Annotated in this window: 22 protein-coding genes; 8 read left to right on the top strand and 14 right to left on the bottom strand. The window is 63.4% G+C overall.

What is annotated here, in order from left to right; all coding sequences use genetic code 11:
- Positions 1–20: 20 nt before the first annotated feature.
- Both AMC88_RS05175 and thrC read right to left on the bottom strand, forming a co-directional pair.
- Complete coding sequence (locus AMC88_RS05175) at positions 21–1,319, bottom strand: M16 family metallopeptidase (RefSeq protein ID WP_010024890.1); 1,299 nt, start codon at positions 1,317–1,319, stop codon at positions 21–23.
- 3 nt (positions 1,320–1,322) lie between these two features.
- The gene (gene thrC, locus AMC88_RS05180; RefSeq protein ID WP_064824914.1) at positions 1,323–2,747 is read right to left on the bottom strand and encodes a threonine synthase; all 1,425 of its coding nucleotides are present in this window, start codon (positions 2,745–2,747) and stop codon (positions 1,323–1,325) included.
- A gap of 262 nt (positions 2,748–3,009) precedes the next feature.
- Between thrC and AMC88_RS05185 the strand changes: the two genes are divergently transcribed.
- Positions 3,010–3,657, top strand: a complete 648-nt coding sequence (locus AMC88_RS05185; protein WP_170965696.1) for a hypothetical protein — start codon at positions 3,010–3,012, stop codon at positions 3,655–3,657.
- Positions 3,658–3,855: 198 nt separating this feature from the next.
- Here AMC88_RS05185 and AMC88_RS05190 read toward each other — a convergent pair whose 3' ends face one another.
- From AMC88_RS05190 to AMC88_RS05210, 5 genes are all read right to left on the bottom strand, one after another.
- Positions 3,856–4,545 (bottom strand): HAD family hydrolase, encoded by a 690-nt coding sequence (locus AMC88_RS05190; RefSeq protein ID WP_064824915.1) that lies wholly within the window; start codon positions 4,543–4,545, stop codon positions 3,856–3,858.
- Between the two features lie 192 nt (positions 4,546–4,737).
- Entirely contained in the window at positions 4,738–5,187 is a 450-nt protein-coding gene (locus tag AMC88_RS05195) for a hypothetical protein (RefSeq protein WP_012482953.1), read from the bottom strand.
- Positions 5,188–5,196: 9 nt separating this feature from the next.
- Positions 5,197–5,541, bottom strand: a complete 345-nt coding sequence (locus tag AMC88_RS33970; protein ID WP_012482954.1) for a hypothetical protein — start codon at positions 5,539–5,541, stop codon at positions 5,197–5,199.
- Between the two features lie 51 nt (positions 5,542–5,592).
- Positions 5,593–6,063 carry a hypothetical protein gene (locus tag AMC88_RS05205; protein WP_041683560.1) on the bottom strand — a complete coding sequence of 157 codons (471 nt, stop codon included), beginning with the start codon at positions 6,061–6,063 and terminating at the stop codon, positions 5,593–5,595.
- 245 nt (positions 6,064–6,308) lie between these two features.
- Positions 6,309–6,995 carry an ArsR/SmtB family transcription factor gene (locus AMC88_RS05210; protein WP_012482956.1) on the bottom strand — a complete coding sequence of 229 codons (687 nt, stop codon included), beginning with the start codon at positions 6,993–6,995 and terminating at the stop codon, positions 6,309–6,311.
- Positions 6,996–7,064: 69 nt separating this feature from the next.
- Here AMC88_RS05210 and AMC88_RS05215 point away from each other — a divergent pair, with 69 nt between their 5' ends.
- From AMC88_RS05215 to AMC88_RS05225, 3 genes are all read left to right on the top strand, one after another.
- Positions 7,065–7,394: an NIPSNAP family protein gene (locus AMC88_RS05215; RefSeq protein ID WP_012482957.1), complete on the top strand. Its 330-nt coding sequence runs from the start codon at positions 7,065–7,067 to the stop codon at positions 7,392–7,394.
- Entirely contained in the window at positions 7,391–7,741 is a 351-nt protein-coding gene (locus AMC88_RS05220; RefSeq protein WP_012482958.1) for an antibiotic biosynthesis monooxygenase family protein, read from the top strand. Before AMC88_RS05215 ends, AMC88_RS05220 begins: the two co-directional genes overlap by 4 nt.
- 124 nt (positions 7,742–7,865) lie before the next feature.
- The gene (locus tag AMC88_RS05225; RefSeq protein ID WP_012482959.1) at positions 7,866–9,008 is read left to right on the top strand and encodes a site-specific DNA-methyltransferase; all 1,143 of its coding nucleotides are present in this window, start codon (positions 7,866–7,868) and stop codon (positions 9,006–9,008) included.
- A gap of 98 nt (positions 9,009–9,106) precedes the next feature.
- Here AMC88_RS05225 and AMC88_RS05230 read toward each other — a convergent pair whose 3' ends face one another.
- Genes AMC88_RS05230 through mutY form a run of 3 tightly spaced genes read right to left on the bottom strand, consistent with a single transcriptional unit; the run spans position 9,107 to position 11,197 of the window.
- Positions 9,107–9,472 (bottom strand): nuclear transport factor 2 family protein, encoded by a 366-nt coding sequence (locus tag AMC88_RS05230; RefSeq protein WP_004673987.1) that lies wholly within the window; start codon positions 9,470–9,472, stop codon positions 9,107–9,109.
- A gap of 4 nt (positions 9,473–9,476) precedes the next feature.
- Complete coding sequence (locus AMC88_RS05235; protein ID WP_064825809.1) at positions 9,477–10,091, bottom strand: HAD family hydrolase; 615 nt, start codon at positions 10,089–10,091, stop codon at positions 9,477–9,479.
- A gap of 2 nt (positions 10,092–10,093) precedes the next feature.
- Positions 10,094–11,197, bottom strand: a complete 1,104-nt coding sequence (mutY, locus tag AMC88_RS05240) for an A/G-specific adenine glycosylase (RefSeq protein WP_064824916.1) — start codon at positions 11,195–11,197, stop codon at positions 10,094–10,096.
- A gap of 96 nt (positions 11,198–11,293) precedes the next feature.
- Between mutY and AMC88_RS05245 the strand changes: the two genes are divergently transcribed.
- Positions 11,294–11,791, top strand: coding sequence for a DUF721 domain-containing protein (locus AMC88_RS05245; protein ID WP_064821475.1), 498 nt, complete (start codon positions 11,294–11,296; stop codon positions 11,789–11,791).
- Positions 11,788–11,964: a hypothetical protein gene (locus AMC88_RS32980; protein WP_185171392.1), complete on the top strand. Its 177-nt coding sequence runs from the start codon at positions 11,788–11,790 to the stop codon at positions 11,962–11,964. The genes AMC88_RS05245 and AMC88_RS32980 overlap by 4 nt, the downstream gene beginning before the upstream one ends.
- Positions 11,965–12,019: 55 nt before the next feature.
- Here AMC88_RS32980 and AMC88_RS31850 read toward each other — a convergent pair.
- Positions 12,020–12,780 (bottom strand): IS5 family transposase gene (locus AMC88_RS31850; RefSeq protein ID WP_097541909.1). Its coding sequence is split into 2 segments (ribosomal slippage): positions 12,020–12,453 and positions 12,453–12,780, totalling 762 coding nucleotides; the frame shifts between segments, so codons are not numbered across the junction.
- A gap of 459 nt (positions 12,781–13,239) precedes the next feature.
- Between AMC88_RS31850 and AMC88_RS05260 the strand changes: the two genes are divergently transcribed.
- Both AMC88_RS05260 and AMC88_RS05265 read left to right on the top strand, forming a co-directional pair.
- The gene (locus AMC88_RS05260) at positions 13,240–14,010 is read left to right on the top strand and encodes a DsbA family protein (protein WP_404817289.1); all 771 of its coding nucleotides are present in this window, start codon (positions 13,240–13,242) and stop codon (positions 14,008–14,010) included.
- 105 nt (positions 14,011–14,115) lie between these two features.
- Positions 14,116–17,577 carry a chromosome segregation SMC family protein gene (locus tag AMC88_RS05265; RefSeq protein WP_064824917.1) on the top strand — a complete coding sequence of 1,154 codons (3,462 nt, stop codon included), beginning with the start codon at positions 14,116–14,118 and terminating at the stop codon, positions 17,575–17,577.
- Between the two features lie 45 nt (positions 17,578–17,622).
- On the opposite strand, the gene AMC88_RS05270 is transcribed toward AMC88_RS05265, so the two are convergent.
- The 3 genes from AMC88_RS05270 to AMC88_RS05280 all read right to left on the bottom strand — a co-directional run bounded on the left by AMC88_RS05270 (position 17,623) and on the right by AMC88_RS05280 (position 21,519).
- The gene (locus tag AMC88_RS05270; protein WP_237353167.1) at positions 17,623–19,485 is read right to left on the bottom strand and encodes a hypothetical protein; all 1,863 of its coding nucleotides are present in this window, start codon (positions 19,483–19,485) and stop codon (positions 17,623–17,625) included.
- 235 nt (positions 19,486–19,720) lie between these two features.
- On the bottom strand, positions 19,721–20,800 hold the full coding sequence (locus tag AMC88_RS05275) for a toxic anion resistance protein (protein ID WP_064824918.1): 1,080 nt from the start codon (positions 20,798–20,800) through the stop codon (positions 19,721–19,723).
- Entirely contained in the window at positions 20,797–21,519 is a 723-nt protein-coding gene (locus AMC88_RS05280; protein ID WP_237353168.1) for a hypothetical protein, read from the bottom strand. The genes AMC88_RS05275 and AMC88_RS05280 overlap by 4 nt, the downstream gene beginning before the upstream one ends.
- Positions 21,520–21,651: the final 132 nt, after the last annotated feature.

Consider the following 21,651-nt stretch of genomic DNA (forward strand, 5'->3'; position numbering starts at 1 on the left):
CCCGGCAGACGGATGTCGGCTCAGCGGCCTGCCTGCATCGTCTTCGGCGCGGAGACCGAAAGCGAGGCGGTGATATCTTCCATCGGTGCGAGCTGTTCGAGCGGCCCGATCGCCGAGAGCGTCGGCACCGTGTCGTAGAACAGCCGGCCGGCGAGATCGGTCAGCCGCTCGATGGTGATGCCTTCCAGCCGTTCCATCATCTCCGGATTGGAGATCGGCCGGCCGTAAAGCATCATCTGCCGTGCGATCTGGCCGGCGCGGGCGGCCGGGCTCTCCTGGCCCATCAGCAACTGGGCGCGGATCTGGGCGCGGGCGCGCTCGATTTCCTTCTGGTGGATCTCATTGGCGGATTTGTGCAGTTCGTCGATGATGACCGGCACCAGCTCCGGCAGGTTTTCGCCGCCGGTCGCGGCATGAATGCCGAAGATGCCGGTGTCGGAAAAACCCCAATGGAAGGCATAGACGGAATAACAGAGGCCGCGGAATTCGCGCACTTCCTGGAACAGCCGCGAGGACATGCCGCCGCCGAGGATATTGGCGAGGATCTGCGAGCAGTAGAAGTCGCGGGCGTGATAGGGCTTGCCCTCGAAGCCGAGCAGGATCTGCGCATCCATCAGGTCGCGCGGTTCGCGCACGCTGCCGCCGATATAACGCGCCGCTTCCATGACCGGCGGCGCCGATGGCGAAGTCGGCAAGCTGGCGAAACGATCCTCGACCATGCGCAGGAATTCTTCATGGTCGACGGCGCCGGTCGCCACCACGAACATCCGGTCGGTGGTGTAGTTGCGGCCGAGATAGGTGCGGATCTGCTGCGGCGTGAAGGAAACGACGGTCTGCGGCGTGCCGAGGATCGGCCGGCCGAGCGTCTGGTCGCGATAGGCGGCCTCGGAGAAGCGGTCGAACACCACGTCGTCGGGCGTATCGTTGGCGGCGTTGATCTCCTGCAGGATCACCTGCTTCTCGCGTTCGAGCTCCTCCTCCTCGAAGGCCGATTCCGTCAGGATGTCGGCGAGGATATCGACGGCGAGCGGCACGTGATCCTTCAGCACGCGGGCGTAATAGGAGGTCGTCTCGGTCGAGGTGGCGGCGTTGACCTCGCCGCCCACATCCTCGATCTCCTCGGCAATCTCACGGGCGCTGCGCCGCGCCGTGCCCTTGAAGGCCATGTGTTCGAGCAGGTGGGCGATGCCGTGCTCGTCTTCCGTCTCGTTACGCGATCCCGATTTGATCCAGACACCGAGCGCAACGCTTTCAAGGTGCGGCATGGTTTCTGTGACTACTGTCAGCCCGGATTTGAGCCGGGTGCACTCAACTGTCATTGGCTATCTTTCTGCGCCTGCCGTCGTCTTGCCGCGGGCGTGTTTGCCGACAAAGGTTTGAACGGCTTTCAGCTCCGGTGCGATGATCTGGAAACGCTCCTCCCTGTGCATCAGATCAGCAAGCCACGTCGGAAGCGCCGGGTCAATACCGCAGGCCGATTTTACGGCAACCGGAAATTTCGCAGGATGGGCGGTCGAAAGCGTCACCATCGGCGTATTCGGCTTTTCTTTCTTGGCCGCGACGAAGACGCCGATCGCCGAGTGCGGATCGAGGAGATAGCCGGTTTCCGCATGGGTCTTGCGGATCGTCTCGGCGACTTGGCTTTCGCTGGCGCGCCCGGCGCGGAAGTCGCGGCGGATCGCCTTCAGCGCCTGCCCGCCGATCTCGAAACCATTGGATTGCTTCAGGCTTTCCATCGCCGCGCGCACCTTCGAGGCGTCACGCCCATAGGCTTCGAACAGCAGCCGCTCGAAATTCGAGGAGATCTGGATGTCCATCGACGGCGAGCTCGTCGCCTTGACCGCCTTCATGTCGTAGCGGCCGGTCTTCAGCGTGCGGGCGAGAATGTCGTTCTCGTTGGTGGCGATCACCAGCCGGTCGATCGGCAGGCCCATGCGCTTGGCGCAGTAGCCGGCGAAGATATCGCCGAAATTGCCGGTCGGCACCGTAAACGAGATCTTCCGGTCCGGCCCGCCGAGCGCCACGGCGGTAGTGAAATAATAGACGATCTGGGCCATGATGCGCGCCCAGTTGATCGAGTTGACGCCCGACAGGCTGACCTTGTCGCGGAACGCCGCGTCGTTGAACATCGCCTTGACGAGATTCTGGCAGTCGTCGAAATTGCCTTCGACGGCGAGCGCATGCACGTTGGCGGCCGTCGAGGTCGTCATCTGCCGCTGCTGCACCGGCGAGACCTTGCCGTGCGGGAAAAGGATGAAGATATCGGTGCGCTCGCGGCCGGCAAAGGCGTCGATCGCCGCCCCGCCGGTATCGCCCGAGGTGGCGCCGACGATCGTCGCCCGTTCGCCGCGCTTTTCCAGGGCATAATCCATCAGCCGGGCGAGCAACTGCATCGCCACGTCCTTGAAGGCGAGCGTCGTGCCGTGGAAAAGCTCCATGACGAAGCTGTTCGGCCCGGTCTGGACGAGCGGCGCGATCGCCGGATGGCGGAAGGTGGCGTAGGCCTCGTCGATCATCGCCCGGAAGGTCGCCGCGGGGATCTCGCCATTGGTGAAGGGCGACAGGATGGTAAAGGCGATCTCCTGATAGGTCTTGCCCCTCAGCGCGCGGATCTCCTTCTTCGAAAATTGCGGCCACTCCCGGGGAACATAGAGCCCGCCATCGCGCGCCAGTCCCGTCAGCAGGGCGTCGCAAAAGCCGAGGGCAGGGGCCTCGCCGCGGGTCGAGATATAATCCACGTTGGTCATCCTTGATCTATCGCTGGAAGAAATTTGGCCGGGCCCGGCCGTGGCCTGCTCCGCCGGAAACCGGAAAGGGCTGCGCCTGCGGCCATACCATCGCCGTTATCTTGTTGAAGTTGCCCGCATCCGGCGGCGAAAAGTGCATCAAAACGGCGCGTACCCAATCGATTTTTGTTTGCGCCGCTGATATAGACCATCGCAAACCGTCGTGAAAGGCCTCACGGAAAAGACTGGGGCCTCCAAGAAACGCTTGTGCAAAGGGTGGAACATAGTGCTCGGCAAGGTCTCGCGTCTTATCATCTCCACTTCTTTCGTTGCCCTGCTTGCCGGCTGCAACTCGCTTGGGCTCGGCGGCGACAGCAAGCCTGAGGCGGCGCCCGCCCAGCCGAACGGCAATGCCCAGATCATGCCGCTGGCGCCGGCCAATCCGTCATCGAACAACCCGTCGATCGGCACCGCCAAGACGGCACAGGGCACCGTCGCCCCGGTCGTCCAGGGCGCCTGCCCGCAGATCTTCCTGCGCGACCAGGACTCGATCTACCGCACCTATGCCAAGGGCAAGAAGGACGATCCGCAGCAGATCGTCTTCCAGGCCTCCTTCGGCGATTACACCCGCCAGTGCATGCTGAACGATACCAATCTGACGATGACGGTTGTCGCCCAGCTCAGGCTCATCACCGGCCCGGCCGGCAATCCCGGCCCGGTGACGCTGCCTGTCCGCGTCACCATCCTCGACGGTGAGAACGTGCTCTATTCCGAGGTCACCAAGTTCCCGACCGAAATCCCCGCCGGCGCACCCGGCACGCAGGTCATCTTCCGCAAGGACGGCATCAAGATGCCGGTCGGCGCCGGCGCACTGGTGCGCGTCAACGTCGGCTTCGACACCCAGCCGGCCAAGAGCAAGAAGAGCAGCTGAGGAATATCGGGTCTGCTTCCCAGGCGCGGCTCTCCACCTTCCCTCATTCCTGTGCTCGTCACAGGAATCCAGCCACGGCGCGTCTGCGCCGTGAATGACTGTCGTCGACGTAAGCGTTCTCTCGCGCCCAAGGACTTGGGCGCACTGGATCCCTGTGACGAGCACAGGGATGAGGGAGGAGAGGGGGTTGCCTAAACCCTAAAGCACGCCTTCCCAGGCAGCCAATGCGGCGACGACGCCCGGCAGGTAGTTCATGCGGGAGATCACCGTTTCGGCGCCGGCGTCCGTCAGCTTGTCGGCATGCGCGGGGTAGCTGTGCGAGGCGCCGGTAAAGCCGATGACGCGCATGCCGGCGGCGCGCGCCGCATGCACGCCGTGCACGGAATCCTCGACGACGACGGTCCTGTCGGGCGAGACACCCATGCGGCTTGCACCGTGCAGGAAGATGTCCGGCTTCGGCTTGACGCGGTCCGGGCCGAGATCCTTGGCGGAGAAGATGTTGGGCGCAAACAGCGGCTTCAGCCCCACCTTGGTGAGCATCATGTCGAGCCGCTTCGTGCTCGAATTCGAGCAGATGCAGCGCTTCATCGGCAGCCTGGAGACGGCGAATTCGACGCCCGGTATGGCCTTGACGTCGTTCGCCAGCCTGACGTCGAGCAGCTGCTCCGACTTATCAAGCAGCGAGGCCGAAAGCGGGATGCTCGCCTCGCGCTCGATCTGCAGCAGGATATTGTGCCATGTCATGCCGGCGAAGCGCTCGCCCATTTCCTCGGCGCCGATCGGATATCCGGCTTCCGTCAACAGTGCGGATTCCACTTCCGCCGCGATAATTTCGGAATCGACGAGAACGCCGTCGCAATCGAAGATGATGAGATCGAAGCCGTCCATATGTTCACGCCTTGCTGGAAATCCGGGTCTTGTCAGGGGTGGTGCGGCTTTACACGATGGCCGACCAAAGCTCAACCTGATCTCCAGCATGGCTGCGATGCGGCAGGCGACCGGCTGCATGGCCGCTCGCCGCTGATATGATGGTTGAAGGGGAGGACCCGCCATGGTTCATCCATGGCGGGCCCTGGTTGACTACTGTTGTTCCGGCAGGATGATTTTCTTGCTGGTGGTACTCTTGACCGGCTTCTCGCCGGGGACGTGCGACATGGTGCGGGTCGTGCTCTGCAGCGTGTCGCCGTCGGTGCTGGTCTTGGTGCGGGACTTGCTGAACGTCCCCTTGTCGACCGCCTGGGCCTTAGTCTGCGCCTTGAGCTTGTCGCCATTATTGTCGTTGATATGCGTCTTGCTCTGCACCTTGCCGTCGGTGGTGGCCGCACTTCCCCCTGATCCGATCGAGGAGGTCGTGCCGCCGTCGGTGCGGCAGGCGCCGGCCGTTCCGACCGAGCTCGCCGAGGTGTCGCCGGCCGACGCGCTTCCCGCGGTCCCGACCGCTCCGGCCGCGTTGCATTCCTCCGCAAGACCGACCGAAGTGGAGGCGAGCAGCGCGATCGAGGCGGCTGCGATGAGGTGGATAGGTTTCATTGCCGTCTCCTATTTCGCAGGTTTCGTTACCGAACAGGTGCCATCGGAACGCTTGGTGATGACGGTGCCGTCAGGCCGGGTGATGCTTGCGGTGGAAAAGCTGTCAACGCTTCCGGATCCGGCCGAAGAGCCGGCCGAGGCGGATGATGAGGACGAACCGGCCGCCCCGCTTCCTGTTGTGGTTGAGGAAGACACCTGCCCATTGCCAGCCGTCACGGTGGTGGACGTATTACCCGCCTGTGACTGAACGACCGTGCAGGTCGTTCCGTCATCGAGCTTGATCTCCTCCGACATGGTTGGGCCGGCGATCAGAGCGAGCGAAGCGGCGAGTGTGATTGTGAAAAACCGGGTCATTGGTTTATCTCCCAAGGGTTTAGCCGGCGCCCCGAAGGGCGCCGGCCGACATCACTTGCAGTCCTCGGTGCCGGCGGCGTCCTTCTTGACCTGGCCGGGCGCGCAGCCCTTCTTGCCCTGGTTGTCATGCGAGGTGCCTGCCGCACTGCTGCCGGTGCCGACCGTGCTGCCGGTCTTGTCTCCATCCGCCGACGAAGCCCCGGTACCGACGCTCGATGCCGCATTCGCATCGCCCGAGCCCGCGGCCGAACCGCCGGTGCCGACCGTGCTGCTGGAAGTGCCGCCGCCGGCCGACGAGCCGCCGGTTGCGGTGGTCGAAGACGTGCCGGATTTACAGGTCGTCGAACCGTCCGGGCAGGTGCCCCCGGCAGAGCTGCCACCAGTACCGACCGTGCTGCTCGCAGTTCCGCCGCCGGCCGTCGAACCGCCCGTACCGGTCGTGCTGGACGATTGCGCGAAGCCGGAAACAGCCGTGCCGGCCAGAAGAGCCGCCGCCAAAGCCACATGTGTTACCTTCAACATGATGAATTCCTCCGTTTGTCGTTGAGTTGCTGTCGCTTCCGGGGCGGATGGACAGCTGTTTGACAAACTTCGGTTACATCCCGCTGTTCCTATTCTGGGCACTCAGTCGGATCAGCGTCGGACCTTGGTCTGGTCCGTCGCTCGCGGGCCGCGGAGCGATGCAAACTCGATCCAGTCGCCCGGAACCGTGCAGTGGGTCCGGGATAACCACAGGCATCAGAACAAAGGCTTTAGGATTCTATGCTTCATGCCTCGACCGGAAACAGCTTCAGGAACTGCCGGTCGCCTTCCGGCGAGAATAGAATCGAGCGGCTTTCGGCGGTGCGCCTGGCCCAGCCCTTGTCGAGGAAGCTCGACAGCAGCGCCTTGCCGAGGCCGCCGGCCAGATGCGCCCGTCTTTCGCTCCAGTCGAGGCATGAGCGGCAGAGCGGGCGGCGCGATGATCGGAGGTCGCCGACATCGATGCCGATGCGCTTGAGGTCGCTTTCACCTTTTTCCGTCAGCGCCAGGCCGTCGCCGACCGCGTCGATCGCGCCTGAGGCAATCAGGCTGTCGAGCATGCGCACGCCGTAATCGCCGGCCAGATGATCGTAGCAGATCCGCGCCTTGCGCAGCGCCGGCTCCTTCGGCCCCGGCTGGTGGCGCAGATGCCCGCGGCCGGCGGCAAAGCCCATCATGCTTTCGATCAGCCGGGCGGCGGCCTCGTCGGCGAGCGTGAAATAACGGTGCCGTCCCTGCTTGCGCTGGGCCAGCAGCCCGCCGGCTTCGAGCTTCGCCAGATGCGTGCTTGCCGTCTGCAGCGTGATGCCGCCGACGCCGGCAAGCTCGGTCGCCGTCAGCGCCCGTCCGCCGGTCAGCGCCGCCAGCATGTTGGCGCGGGCGGGATCGCCGATCAGCGCACCGATCTGCGCAATGTCAGGGCCTTCCTTCATACTTCGATCGTAACCGAAGCATCGCCGTCAGGCAATGTGCGAAAACGGGGAAGCAAAAAGGAGAACCCGATGATCACCTGCTTCATCCGTTATCAGATCGACCCCTTCAAGAAGGAGGCTTTTGCCGAATATGCCCGCAACTGGGGCCAGGCAATCCCTCGGAACGGCGCCGACCTGATCGGCTATTTCGGGCCGCATGAGGGCTCGGCGACGACGGCTTACGGCGTCTATAACATCGAAAGCCTCGCCGCCTACGAAGCCTATCGCGCCAGGCTGGCCGCCGATCCGCTCGGCCGCGACAATTACGAATTCGCCAGACGCGAAGGCTTCATCCGCAAGGAGGACCGTATCTTCCTGAAAAACGTCTCCGCTCCTCACGCCAGGCTGGTGCTGCCATGATCGCCGTCATCTTCGAAGTCGTGCCCTATATGGGCGAGCGCCACAAATATCTCGACCTCGCCGGCGAGCTGCGGTCCGAACTCGAAAAGATCGACGGCTTCATCTCGATCGAGCGTTTCGAGAGCCTGACGAACCGCGGCAAGCTGCTGTCGCTCTCCTTCTTCCGCGACGAGGAGGCCGTCCGGAACTGGCGCAATGTCGAAGCCCATCGCGCCGCCCAGCAAGCCGGCCGCGGCGGCATCTTCGCCGATTACCGCCTGCGAATCGCCAGCGTCTTGCGCGACTACGGCATGTTCGAACGCGACGAGGCACCGGCGGATAGCCGCAGGGTGCATGATGCGGCGTGACGAGGGGAGGGTAGGGTAGCAGGTGCAATAAATTCCCGAAATCGGCCGCCCCTTCAGGCTTTGGTAACTAAGTTGCGTAACCATAACGGAGAGTTAAGCGTAAAGCGTATGAGTGAGTATCAGAATGGCATCAGTTTTTCCGCTTGCCGACCTCAAGGCCTCCGTCAAGCCGGGTTCCCGGTCGGAGTCCTGGATCGACACGATCATCAAGGGCGATTGCGTCAGCGCCCTTGAAGCCTTGCCCACCCACTCCGTCGACGTGATCTTCGCCGACCCGCCATATAACCTCCAGCTCGGTGGAACGCTGCACCGTCCCGATCAGTCGCTGGTCGATGCGGTCGATGACGAATGGGACCAGTTCGCTTCCTTCGAGGCCTATGACGCCTTCACCCGCGCCTGGCTGCTTGCCTGCCGCCGCGTTTTGAAGCCGACGGGCTCGATCTGGGTGATCGGCTCCTACCACAATATTTTCCGCGTCGGCGCGACGCTGCAGGATCTGAATTTCTGGATCCTCAACGACATCATCTGGCGCAAGACCAATCCGATGCCGAATTTCAAGGGCCGCCGTTTCCAGAACGCCCATGAGACGATGATCTGGGCGAGCCCCAATGCCAAGGCCAAGGGCTATACCTTCAATTACGATGCGATGAAGGCCGCCAATGACGATGTGCAGATGCGCTCTGACTGGCTGTTCCCGATCTGCAACGGCAATGAGCGGCTGAAGGGCGAGGACGGCAAGAAGGTGCATCCGACCCAGAAGCCGGAAGCGCTGCTCGCCCGCGTCATCATGGCCTCGACCAAGCCCGGCGATATCGTGCTCGATCCCTTCTTCGGCTCGGGAACGACGGGTGCGGTGGCCAAGCGTCTCGGCCGTCACTTCGTCGGCATCGAGCGCGAGCAGGATTATATCGATGCGGCATCCGCCCGCATCGCCGCCGTCGAGCCGCTCGGCAAGGCGGAACTGACGGTCATGACCGGCAAGAAGGCCGAGGTTCGCGTCGCCTTCAACGTGCTCGTCGAAAGCGGCCTGATCAAGCCCGGCCAGGTACTGACCGACGCCAAACGCCGATACAGCGCGATCGTGCGCGCCGACGGCACCGTCGCTTCAGGCGGCGAGGCCGGCTCCATTCATCGTCTCGGCGCCAAGGTGCAGGGTCTCGATGCATGCAACGGATGGACCTTCTGGCATTTCGAAGACGGGCAATCCCTGCGCCCGATCGACGATCTCAGGTCCGTCATCCGCAGTGATCTGGCAAAGGTGGAGTGAGCAGCACCTTCGCAAGATCGAAATAGCTTCTTCCGGTTTCCTCCAGTTGCGGAAGAAGGCCAAGGCGCCCGGGGCTCGAACCTCGGGCGTCTTCTATTCTAGAAGTCCTTGTAGTCGGTGACATCGACGCGGATGATGCGGCCTTCTGTATCGAAGGTGATCGTCTCCTCACCCTCGCGGATCAGCGGCTTGCCTGATTTGCTGTGCGTGGCGCGGAGCGACCAGACGGCCCGGCCGGAGAGCGGCGTCAGTGTCTCGACAAGCGAATTTTCTGCCGTCTGATCGGGATAATCGTCGAAATAGCGCCGGAAGGCGGCCATGATCTCGCCCCGCCCGGCAAGGCTGCCGACGCCGTTCGAGACATAGGTGGCATCCTCGGCGAAATAACCCTCGATCGTGGGAAAATCCAGCGCGTTGATGGCAGCATGGAAGCGTTCGATTTCCTCGGCCGGGTCGAAAGCCATGGTCTCAGACCTTCAATCCGTAGGCGGCAAGATCGCTGCGCAGCTTGTCGGCGCCCGAAAACAGCACCGCATTCCAGCCGAAGGTTCTGGCGCCTTCGACATTAACAGGCGCGTCGTCGATGAAGATCGTCGCCTTCGGATCGAGGCCGAAGCTCTTCGTATGGCTGTCGTAGATCGCGGCATCCGGCTTGATCAGGCCGACATCGCCGGAAACGGTCACGCCGCGCGGCAGCTTGAGGAAGGGAAAGCGCTCCTGCGCCTCGCGGAAGGTGTCGGAAGCGAAGTTGGTCAGCATCGTCACGTCGCGGCCTTCGGCGATCAGCCCTTCCAGAATGGCGACGCTGTCCTCATAGGCGTGCGGCACCATCTCGTGCCAATATTTGCGGAAGGCGCGGATATGCTCTTCGCGGGCAGGGTGCTCGGCAATCAGCAGCGCTTCGGCCTCTTCCCAGGTGCGGCCGCGGTCCTGCTCGATGTTCCAGTCGTGCGTGCAGATATTGGCGAAGAACCAGTTGCGCTCGGTCTCATCGGGAATGAGGCGGGCGAAGGGAAGATGCGGATCGTAATGAATAAGAACTTTGCCGATATCGAAAACGATGTGTTTTATCTCAGTCGTCATGGTCATGCCTTGGATGTTTTGAACGCGAGAGGAATAGCCGCTGCGATCGCTTTTTTCATGATGGTCGGCAGCGCCTGGGCTTCAAGATTTGTAACCGGCTCCCACCATTCGTCATTCGTCGCGTTTCCGATCTGTGGTTTGGCCGCGATCGCCGTGCGCCAGATCGACAGCCGGAGCTCGAAATGAGTGAAGACATGGATGACGGTGCCGCAGGCCTGCCAGGCCGCATTGAAGGGTGCGGCCGCAACTGAGGTCTCGCCGTCGATGCGCGCCGTCCAGGCCGTCGTCGGCACCTCGGTCATGCCGCCGAGCAGGCCGCTTTCGGCGCGGCGCCGCAAAAGAATCTCGCCATCGGCGGTCACCGCGACGAAGGCGGCCCCCTGCCGCACCGGCTTTTCCTTCTTCGCCGTCTTGACGGGGAAGTGCTCGGGATCGGAAAGCTTCAACGCCTGGCAGGCCCCACGGAACGGACAGAGCGAACAGGCCGGCCGCTTCGGGGTGCAGATCGTCGCGCCGAGATCCATCATCGCCTGGGCGAAATCGCCGGGCCGATCGGCGGGCGTCAGCAGCGCCACCTTGTTCTTCATCAGCGGCTTGGCGGCCGGCAGCGGCGTTTCGATCGCATAGAGCCTTGATATCACCCGCTCGACATTGCCGTCCATGACGGCCGCCTGCCGGTTGAAGGCGATGGCGGCGACGGCCGCCGCCGTATAGTCGCCGATGCCGGGCAGCGCCTTGAGGCCGGCTTCGCTATCGGGAAAGACGCCGCCATGTTCCTGCGCCACCGCCTCGGCGCATTTCTTCAGGTTGCGGGCCCGGGCGTAGTAGCCGAGCCCGGCCCAGGCGGCCATGACCGCGTCGTTTTCGGCCGCGGCAAGGTCGGTCACCTCCGGCCAGCGCGCGAGAAACCGCTCGAAATAAGGTTTGACTGCCTGCACCGTCGTCTGCTGCAGCATCACCTCCGACAGCCAGACGCGATAGGGATCGGGCTTGACGCCGCGCGCCGCCATGCCGGGCGATACCCGCCAGGGCAGGTCGCGGTGGTGGCGGTCGTACCAGTCGAGCAGGGGCTGTGCGTGGGGCGTGTCGGGTGTGGTGATCGTCATGATTTGCCGCGATGAGGGGAAGGTCCTATACTTGCCGAAGCAATGGCGCGCGATCAAGGCGGCCGCGCCAATTGGCAGCCGTGCCCAAGGGTTTCGATGAGTTATCCACGCAAAGATGTGAAGCAGATTTCCGAGCTGGCGAATGGGCTGATCGATCCCGTCCTGGCGCGCCGCGCCGGCATCAACACGGCGCTGCTCGGCTCCTGGAGCGAAATCGCCGGCGAGGATTTCGCCGATTGCACCCGGCCGGAAAAGATCGCCTGGGCGCGTGGCGGCGGCGATGACGGCAGCTTCCGCCCCGGCGTACTGACGATCGCCTGCGAAGGTGCGCGCGCGCTTTTCCTCACCCATGCCCAGGGCGAACTCATCCAGCGCATCAACAGCTTCTTCGGCTTTGCCGCCGTCCACCAGATCCGCATCGTCCAGAAGCCGGTCTCCCAAGCCGTCCGCCGCTCCCGCACTCCGCCGCCGCTGAAGGGCGAAGCCGCCCGCAAGCTGGAAGGCATGATGGAAGGCATCGAGGGCGACAAGCTGCGCCAGGCGATCCAGCGCTTGGGGACTGCGGTGATGGGCAACCGAGGGAGGGGGCGGTGACGGGCAAGATGCCTGAGTTGACCCGTAATGCCAAGACTGGGCATGGCCGGCAAGTGGACGCGAGCGATGAAATCATGCGTCGAAAAATCCGCGAGGTGATAGATGATTCGAGTGCCGATATCGATGCCGATACGTTTTTGAGCGGCTGGAAAGCCGGCATGCCGAACGGATGAACACTGAGTCCAGTTCGCGCTAGTGACTGCCCCTCACCCTAGGAGCTGTGGACACTTATCTGAGCCATAAGATTGTTGCGGCCAGAGCGATCATGGCTTTGTAGTTTCGAACGGTTTTCTCATATCGCGTGGCGATGCGTCGAAACTGCTTGAGCTTCGAGAAGCAACATTCGACGAGATAGCGCTGAGCGTAGAGTTCCTTGTCGAGTGGATACTTCTTGGCACGCGAGGGGTTGTTCGGGATAACCGCTTGCGCGCCCTTGTCGGCAATGAGTTTGCGTAGCCGGTCGCTGTCATAGGCCGTATCGGCCATGACGACCTCGGCTGGCAGGTCTTCGATCAGGAGATCGGCTTGCGGTGCATCGCCTTTCTGGCCGGCGGTCAGGATGAAACGAACAGGACATCCAAGGCCACGCACGGCCATATGGATTTTGGTGCTCAAGCCGCCGCGCGAGCGGCCAAGGGCCTGATCTTCAGCCCCTTTTTTGCGCCGGAGGCGTGCTGGTGGGCGCGAATAATAGTACTGTCGACGATCAGGTATTCGAAGTCGGTATCCTCCGACATTGCTTCGAAGACACGCCACCAGACACCCTTTTGGCTCCAGCGGCTGAAGCGGCGAAACACGCTGTTCCAATCACCGAACACCTCCGGCAGATCGCGCCAGGGCGAACCCGTCCGCACGATCCACAAGACCGCTTCCACAAACATGCGATTGTCACGTCCAGACGAACCGCGCGTGCGATCGTCGCCAATGATATGACGAGACATCCGCTCCCACTGGTCATCTCGAAGAATGAGACGATCTAAAACACCCATGACTGCCTCCAAAAGACAGTCTTGAATCTGATTTGCTCAGCTTTGGGAATCCCAAGAGTCCACGGCTCCTAGCCCTCTGGCCGTAAACGGGGCGAGGGGACGTGCCATGCGAGACGTTGGCGAGGGGCCGAGAGGTTGCGGCATATCCCCTTCTCCCCGCGAGCGGGGAGAAGGTGGCGGCAGCCGGATGAGGGGCGGGCGACGATCTCCCAGAGCGCGAATCTCATGACATTGGACCCTGCTCGTGTGGTCACATTTTGGTTTTCGAGGCGGCCGCAGTACCTTCGGCCTTCCACCGAAACTGAGAATCGCGCATTTCGGACGCCAGGTCGGGCTCTCGGTCCCATCACGGTCACAATTCTTTGAAGGAAGTTGGTGAACCGTGGCTTGTGAGTGGCCGTCAGCCGTTATATCGCACAATCACGCCGTCACTCTCATACCTATGGGGAACCCATGCAGATGTCCGAAATGCAACTGACGAAACGCCGCCTCCTAGGTGGCATCGCCATCGCCGCAGCTGCCGCAGCGCTTGCCGCCTGCAACGACAGCAAGGACGCGGCCGATGCGTCGTCCTCCGGCAAGACCATGGCCGACGGCACCAATGTCGATACCATCAACACCGCGGCGACGTCCTCGACCGACATGCCGCAGTCCGACGGCGATGTCGACATGGCCGAGGTGCTGAAGCCCGGCGCGCTGCCGGAGATGGCGCTCGGCAAGGCCGACGCCCCGGTCAAGATCGTCGAATATATGTCGATGACCTGCCCGCACTGCGCCCATTTCCACAACACCACCTTCGACGCCATCAAGCAGAAATATGTCGATAGCGGCAAGGTGCAGTTCATCATCCGCGAATTCCCCTTCGATCCGCGCGCCGCCGCCGCCTTCATGCTCGCCCGCTGCAGCGCGTCCAACCCGGAGCAGCTGAGCACGCCGGAGCAGTATTTCCCGATGGTTTCCATGCTGTTCAAGCAGCAGCAGGTCTGGGCCGCCGCCGATGACGGCCGCGCCGCACTGCTGCAGATGTCGAAGCTCGCCGGATTTACTGAGGATAGCTTCACGAAATGCTTGACGAACCAGAAGCTTCTGGATGAAGTGAACGCCACGCGGGAAAGGGGATCCAAGGATTTCGGCGTCAATGCCACGCCAACGTTCCTCATCAATGGCAAGCGCTATTCTGGAGACATGCCGGTTGACACCATGTCGAAGCTCATCGACAGCCTCATCTGAACCGGACCGTTTGACGAAGACGGGCGACGGCGAAAGCCGTGCGCCCGTTTTTTGTTTTCAGCGCAGTTTGCGGATGAGGGGGCTTTCTGCCGTGGATCTTTCCGCATGAAGTTCAACAAGCTGCGCCTGGTCGGCTTCAAATCCTTCGTCGAGCCGACGGAATTCATCATCGAGCGGGGGCTGACCGGCGTCGTCGGCCCGAACGGCTGCGGCAAGTCGAATCTCGTCGAGGCGCTGCGCTGGGTGATGGGCGAGAATTCCTACAAGAACATGCGCGCCTCCGGCATGGACGACGTGATCTTCTCCGGTTCCGGCAATCGCCCGGCCCGCAACACTGCCGAAGTGGCGCTCTATCTCGACAATGGCGAGCGCACCGCGCCTGCCGCCTTCAACGATGCCGACGAGATCCAGGTCACCCGCCGCATCGAGCGCGAACAGGGCTCGCTCTACCGCATCAACGGCAAGGAAAGCCGCGCCAAGGACGTGCAGCTGCTGTTTGCCGACGCCTCGACCGGCGCCCGTTCACCCTCGATGGTCGGGCAGGGCCGCATCGGCGAGCTGATCCAGGCAAAGCCGCAGGCCCGCCGCCAGCTGCTCGAAGAGGCGGCCGGCATTTCCGGCCTGCATTCGCGCCGCCACGAGGCCGAACTGCGCCTGCGCGCCGCCGAAACCAATCTCGAGCGCCTCGACGACGTCACCTCGCAGCTCGAAAGCCAGATCGAGAGCCTGAAGCGCCAGGCGCGTCAGGCCAACCGCTTCAAGACGCTGTCGGCCGATATCCGCGGCCGCGAGGCGATGCTCTTGCATATCCGCTGGGTGCAGGCCAAGGAGGCCGAGGCCGAGGCCGACAGCGCACTCAACCAGGCGACATCAGTCGTCGCCGAAAAGGCGCAGATCCAGATGGAGGCGGCCAAGCATCAGGGCATCGCCAGCCTGAAGCTGCCGGAGCTGCGCGAGGGCGAGGCCCGCGCCGCCGCCGCCCTGCAACGCCTGCAGATCGCCAGGAGCCAGTTGGAGGAGGACGCCGGCCGCATCCTGCGCCGCCGCGACGAGCTGACCCGCCGTCTCGCCCAGCTGGCGGAAGACATCCGCCGCGAGGAGCGGCTGGTCGCCGACAATGCGGTGATCCTCGCCAGACTCGACGCCGAAGAGGCCGAAATAGCGGAAATCCTCGCCGATTCCGGCCGTTATGCCGAGGAAACCCGGGAGGCCTTCGAGGGTGCTGCGGCCAAGCTTGCCGACAGCGAGCGCGTCTTCACCCAGCTGACCGCCGAGCGCGCCGAGGCCGCTGCCGGCCGCAACCAGCTGGAGCGCGCCATCCGCGATCTCGCCGACCGCCGCATGCGCCTCGAACGGCAGATGGACGAGGCCAATCACGAACTCTCCGCCATCGGCGAGAAGATATCAGGCCTGCCCGATCCCGAGGAGAAGCGGGCGATCGTGGAGGCCGGCGAGATCGCGCTCGCCGATGCCGAAGCCGCTGTGCAGGCGGTCGAACAGGCGCTCGCCGCCGCCCGCCAGACCGAGGCGCTGGCGCGCGCCCCGGTCGATCAGGCCCGCGCGGGGCTGAATGCTGTCGAAACCGAGGCCCGCACCATTTCCCGCATGCTCGCCGCCGGCGCGGCGTCCGGGAAGTTTGCGCCGGTTGCCGAAGAACTGAAGGTCGATCGCGGCTTCGAAACGGCGCTCGGGGCAGCCCTTGGCGACGACCTGGAATCGCCGCTCGATGCCGAAGCGCCGGCCCATTGGTCGGAGAATGGCGATGGCGCCGCCGATCCCGCGCTTCCATCAGGCGCCACCCCGTTGCTTGCCCATATCAGCGCGCCGCCAGCGCTGACCCGCCGTTTGCGCCAGATCGGCCTGGTCGCGGAAGCAGACGCGCAATCGCTGATGGCGGCGCTGAAGCCCGGCCAGCGGCTGGTGACCAAGGAGGGTGCCGTCTATCGCTGGGACGGCCATGTCACCGGCGCCGACGCGCCGAGTGCCGCGGCGCTGCGCCTTGCCCAGAAAAACCGGCTGGCCGAACTCGAGGGCGAGGCGGCGATCGCCGGCGACGTGCTTGCCGAGGCCGAAGAGCGGCAGGCTGCGGCCGCCGAGGCGATCCGCGTCGAGGAGCGAAAGCTTGCCGAGGCCCGCGACATGAGCCGGCTGTCGGCGCGTCATCTCGCCGAGGCCCGCGATGCGCTGGCCGCAGCCGAGCGGGCCTCCGGCGATCTGATCCGCCGCCGCGATGTCGTCAGCGAGGCGGCCAGCCAGCTCGGCGCGCAGCTGGAGGAGATCGGCGTCCAGGAGGAGAATGCCCGCATCGAGCTGGAGGACGCGCCCGATCTGACCGAGATCGACGAGCGGCTGCGCTTCCAGCAGGCGGAGGTCGCGACCGATCGCGGCGCGCTCGCCGAGGCCCGCGCCCGCCATGAAAGCCTGGCAAGGGAAAACGAGGCCCGCCAGCGCCGCATCATGGCGATCGGCCAGGAGCGCGAGACCTGGCGCCAGCGGGCGGCCAGCGGCGAAGATCATGTCGCCACGCTGCGCGAGCGCGAGGAGGAAGCGCGCGAAGAGGCGGCCGATCTCGAAATGGCGCCGGATGAATTCGACGACAAGCGCCGCGCCTTGCTCTCGGAATTGCAGAAGGCCGAGGAGGCGCGCCGCAATGCCGGCGATCTGCTGGCCGAAGCCGAACGCATCCAGCGCGAGGCCGACCACAAGGCGGCAACGGCGCTTTCCGAGCTTGCCGAATGCCGTGAACGCCGCGGCCGCGCCGAAGAGCGCCTGGTCTCGGCCCGCGAGAAACGGCAGGAAAGCGAAAGCCGCATCCGCGAGGTGCTGAACGTGCCGCCGCACGAGGCGCTGCGGCTCGCCGGTCTGCAGCCGATGCAGGCGCTGCCCGATCCGCGCGAGGTCGAGCGCGAGCTGGAGCGGCTGAAAATGGAGCGCGAGCGGCTCGGCGCCGTCAACCTGCGCGCCGACGAGGAACAGAAGGAGCTGAGCGAAAAGCTCGAAGCGCTGATCAAGGAGCGCGACGACGTCATCGATGCGATCCGCAAGCTGCGCGGCGCCATCCAGAGCCTGAACCGCGAAGGCCGCGAGCGGCTGATCGCCGCCTTCGACGTCGTCAATGCCCAGTTCCAGCGGCTGTTCACCCACCTTTTCGGCGGCGGCACCGCCGAGCTGCAACTGATCGAATCCGACGATCCCTTGGAGGCCGGCCTCGAAATCCTGGCCCGGCCGCCCGGCAAGAAGCCGCAGACCATGACGCTGCTCTCCGGCGGCGAACAGGCGCTGACGGCAATGGCGCTGATCTTTGCCGTCTTTCTCACCAATCCGGCGCCGATCTGCGTGCTCGACGAGGTGGACGCGCCGCTCGACGACCACAATGTCGAGCGCTACTGCAACCTGATGGACGAGATGGCCGCTTCCACCGAAACCCGCTTCGTCATCATCACCCACAACCCGATCACCATGGCCCGCATGAACCGCCTCTTCGGCGTCACCATGGCCGAACAGGGCGTCTCCACCCTGGTCTCCGTCGACCTGCAGACGGCCGAGCGCCTGCGCGAGATTGCCTGAATTTCTCTGGTTGCCGACGGTTGATGATCGAAGCCGAGCTTGGCTCTAAAGCTGATATCGACCGCGCTCTTCCAGAAGGGCTTCGATCCGGCGGCGCCGGGCAAGGGCGATTGCGACCAGGGGTGTGACAAGAGCCGCGAGCCCCAAGCTTCCGATCGAAAGCATCAGCAGCCACCTTCCCAACCGCCGTACCAGCGACGGAAAATCGACATTGAGCCAATCCATCGCATTCACGGTGTAGCCATTGGCCGAGACCCAATCCCGCATCAGCGCCAAACGCTCGCAATGAACATCGGCGTACAAAACCTTCACTTCCCTGATCTGGTTGAGGAAGGTCGATGCATCGACGACATTCCCCTCGAGATAGGCGATCTGTGCAAGCGTATAGGCCGCGAGGGAAGGGTCGATCTCCATGGGCGGAGGGGCGGAAGCGGACGTCTTGCCCACCGCGATCGAACCACGAAGATTGACGTCCAGGCCTCCGGATCCGTCGGTGACGGGCTGTGGCAGAGTTATGGGGCTGTGGTATGCCGCGCCGGCGGCCAGATCCAGCTCCGAGCGCAGGCGCTGCGAGAATTGATGGGGCAGGGCTTCACGACGCGAGTGCTGGGAAAATCGATAATCATCGAGTGCGAAGAACGCAACGAAAGCCATCGCGCTCACGGCGCCGAGATATCGCGATCGGCGCGTGGCAAGAACAATCGCGGCAAGGCATATCGGATATTTGAGCCAGTTCAGCAAGAAGGGCCCGACCGTCCAGTCGTCAGCGCCGGGGATGACGGCAATGCCGTTCCGCTGTGCATAATCGGCCGCGCTTCCGGCAAGCGCCACGAAATGGAAGGCGGTGTTATCAGCCGCCTCAGGCAGCCAGATCCAATGGGCCCCGAATGCTGACAGCGCCGCAAAGGCCAGAAGACCAAGGACAAACAGAAGGTAGCCGCGTGCGCGGGAGGCGATTGCGCCGACCGCGCGCTCGCCATTGGCAATCGAAGACGGTTTGGGCAGTTTATTTGCGATGCGGCTGCCGAACACGCCTGCCGCGCGTTTGACGGCGTCCGGCAGGTTGGCGCGGCGCTCTTGCAGCTCGCGCTCGATCGACAAAACCCTTCGGCTTCGGCGCGCGATCCACCAGCCGAGCCCATTCGTCAGCGGCGCGGCGATTGCAAAGAACAGTGCGGCCGATAACAGCAAATAGGCCCTTTGCGATTGAGCGGCATTGCCGGCCAGGAACTTTTCGCGCGCCTGCGGCCCAAAACCGCCGGAGGCCAGCGCGAAGTTTCGGATCGCCTGAATACGGATTTGATCGAAATTGTTCAGAAGGAAGCCGCTTGTTTCCAGCTTGTCGAGTGCGGCCGCGGCAGCAGCGCCATCGCCGCGAAAAGCCTCCGCCTGCGCCAGGAAATACGGCATGATCCTCGCGTTTCCATCCGGTTGCGTCCGGTGATCTCCGTTCGCATCAGCGGCAGCCTGGTAGATGCTTGCCGGTAAATCCGAGGGGCGGATCACCCTGTATTTCTCATAGATCGGCCGAGCACTGAAATCCTGCGAAAAGTCGGACATCACTCCGCCAACAATAGGGGTGCCCGGGATGCCGAGGACAACAATGGCAATGATCGCGCGGCGGGAAAGCGGAGCATGAAATGCTAGGCCAATGAAGGCGAAAAAGGCGAATGCGAAGGGGGCGAGCACTTCTGCCCGTCCGAACAATGCCCAGCATATCAGAAAGAATGCGACTGCCAGTCCCGTGAAAAACCAACGCCCCCGGATAATCATTCCAGCGGTCGCAAGGGCGATGATGAAGGAGACATAGTGCGCATGATAGGGCAGGTTCGCGAGCCCGGTCTCAACTGGGGAGACCGTGGATTTGACGCCCGACAGGCCAAGGGCATTGGTGAAGCCGTCGAGCACATAGATCGAGCCGCCCAACATCCTGAGATCGGTCGGATCGGATGGCCAGGTATAGGCGGCTGCGAAGAGCAGCATGAAGCCGGCGAAAGCCGATCCCTGTGACAGCAGCGATAGCAGATTGGACCGGCGGCCCAGTCCAGCATGCTCTTCTTCACCGGTCTGATCGATCTTTTCCGGTATGGGAGTCGCCGCAGCCGAGGCCGGGCCGGCCATGCGCCTGCCGAAAGCCGAGGCGTCAGCCACCGTCAGCTCCGGCGGCCGTCACGCCGGACAGCATCTCGCCGCGAAGGCGTTCGAGCTCGCCGATTGCCTGACGGCGGTCCGTCGCTCCCTTCTCATGGGCATCGCGAACGTCGGTCAGCGTCAGCAGGATATTGTCGTGAACATGCTGCAGCGTTTCCACGTCGACGACCAGGCGCTGGTTGGATTTCGCCGTCGCCACGGAGTTCTGGTGCAGGAGCTCGGCATTCCTGCGCATGATGTCGTTGGTGGCGCTGTCTATGCTGTCGGCCAATGCGACGGCGCTTTTCTGCTCGTCGAGGGTCAGGGCCAGCATGAAGGCGCGTTTCCATGCCGGCAAGGTCAGCTGGCGGATCGTCTGGAACTTGTCGACGAGTGCGAGATTGTTTGCCTGGATGATACGAACCATCGGCAAAGTCTGCATGGCCGCGTGCTGAAGCACGCGCATATCGTCCGCCCGCTTCGAAAGCTGCTGACGGTTTGCTTCGAGCACGGCCAGATATTCGCTCGAGGCCAGGTCGCCGACGGCGCCGTTCTGGTGGCCGATTTCCGCCTCCATGTCGCGAAGCCGCAGTTCGATTGCCTGGACGTGCTGGCCAAGCGCGGCATATTCGGCGCGCACACCCTCATACATCAGCTGGTAGTCATGATTTCGCCGCGACAGCGTCTGGGCTGTCGTCTCGATTTGCGCCACGAGCTTGTCGACCTGGCCTTTGACGGTATCGAACCGGGCGACGGCGCGTTCCTTCGTGCGCGCGATCCGTTTCAGGATGCCGCCGATCACGGGAATTCGTCCGACCGAACTGTCGAGTGACGACAGGTTGAACTGCTGCGCCGCAAGGACGATCTCGTTCAGTTGCGCGCCGGTGCCGTCGAGGTCGGTCGCCCGCGCCGTTTGCAGGATCTCATCGGCATATTGGGACGAGCGTTCGGCGACTTCCCGGCCGAACTGCTGGATCGAGAGCGCCGACTGCAGGTCGATCGTGGCTGCCAGACGACTGACTTCCGGATCGATCTGATTGTCGCTGACGGCGGCACTCTGGGTGTCGTGCAATGGCAAAGCAGCCTTGATCATTCTTGTCCAACCCTCTTCAGGAAGCCTATGAGATTGCTGTGGGCATCGAGAAACGCAGTTGCGGCCGAACTGCGCGGTCTTACGGCCTCGCCGTGAATGATCGCCAGCGCGTTCCGCTGCCAAAGAGGCAACAACAGCGTTTCGATGTCGGTGAACCTGTCGAGCAACGAAGCAAGCACACTGGCCGAGAGCTCGATCTGCTGGATCGTCAGCGCGTTGGCTGCCTCCATCGCCATGATGTTGGAAAGCCGTCGTTCGTACCTGGCGACGAGAGAAAGGTCCGAGCCGCCCGACTGCGAAAGCAGCCGTTTGCCATCCGATATCACGCCGGCAAGACGCACCTGCTCGTCGATGAGCTGCAATCGCGTTTCGTCAAGAATTTCCCGGATGCGTTTGCCGACCTGAGCCGCCCGGCTCAGCTGCCGGAAGAGGTCGGCGACCCTGTGGCTGGCAAGCTCGAACTTCAGACGGGCTTCGACGGCTGCGCCGGTGAACCGGCCGATCGCTCCCTGCTTGCGCAGCATCTTCTGGAGGTCGATCTCCTCCAACATCTCGACCAGCTCATTGGCAAAACTGCGAATGTCCCGGGCCGGGGCCGAACTCAGGATATCGTTGTTCATCTTCGGCGAGCGGGCCGCCATATCAAGGGCTGCAATCGCCTTGTCGTCGATCGCTTGCGTCAGAGCTGGCTGCTCTTCCACATGATCCGCAGTGGGCACGTTCTCCGTACTGGAATGGAAATACTTGGCGCCGGGGGCAGTCACTATCGGGCTCACAGAATATAGGTTTCGAACCGCAATCTCCGCGCGAATATTGAAAATAGAATGAATCTGCTCGTACGCCTTTTACGG

Source organism: Rhizobium phaseoli (assembly GCF_001664385.1).
GTDB classification, from domain to species: domain Bacteria; phylum Pseudomonadota; class Alphaproteobacteria; order Rhizobiales; family Rhizobiaceae; genus Rhizobium; species Rhizobium phaseoli.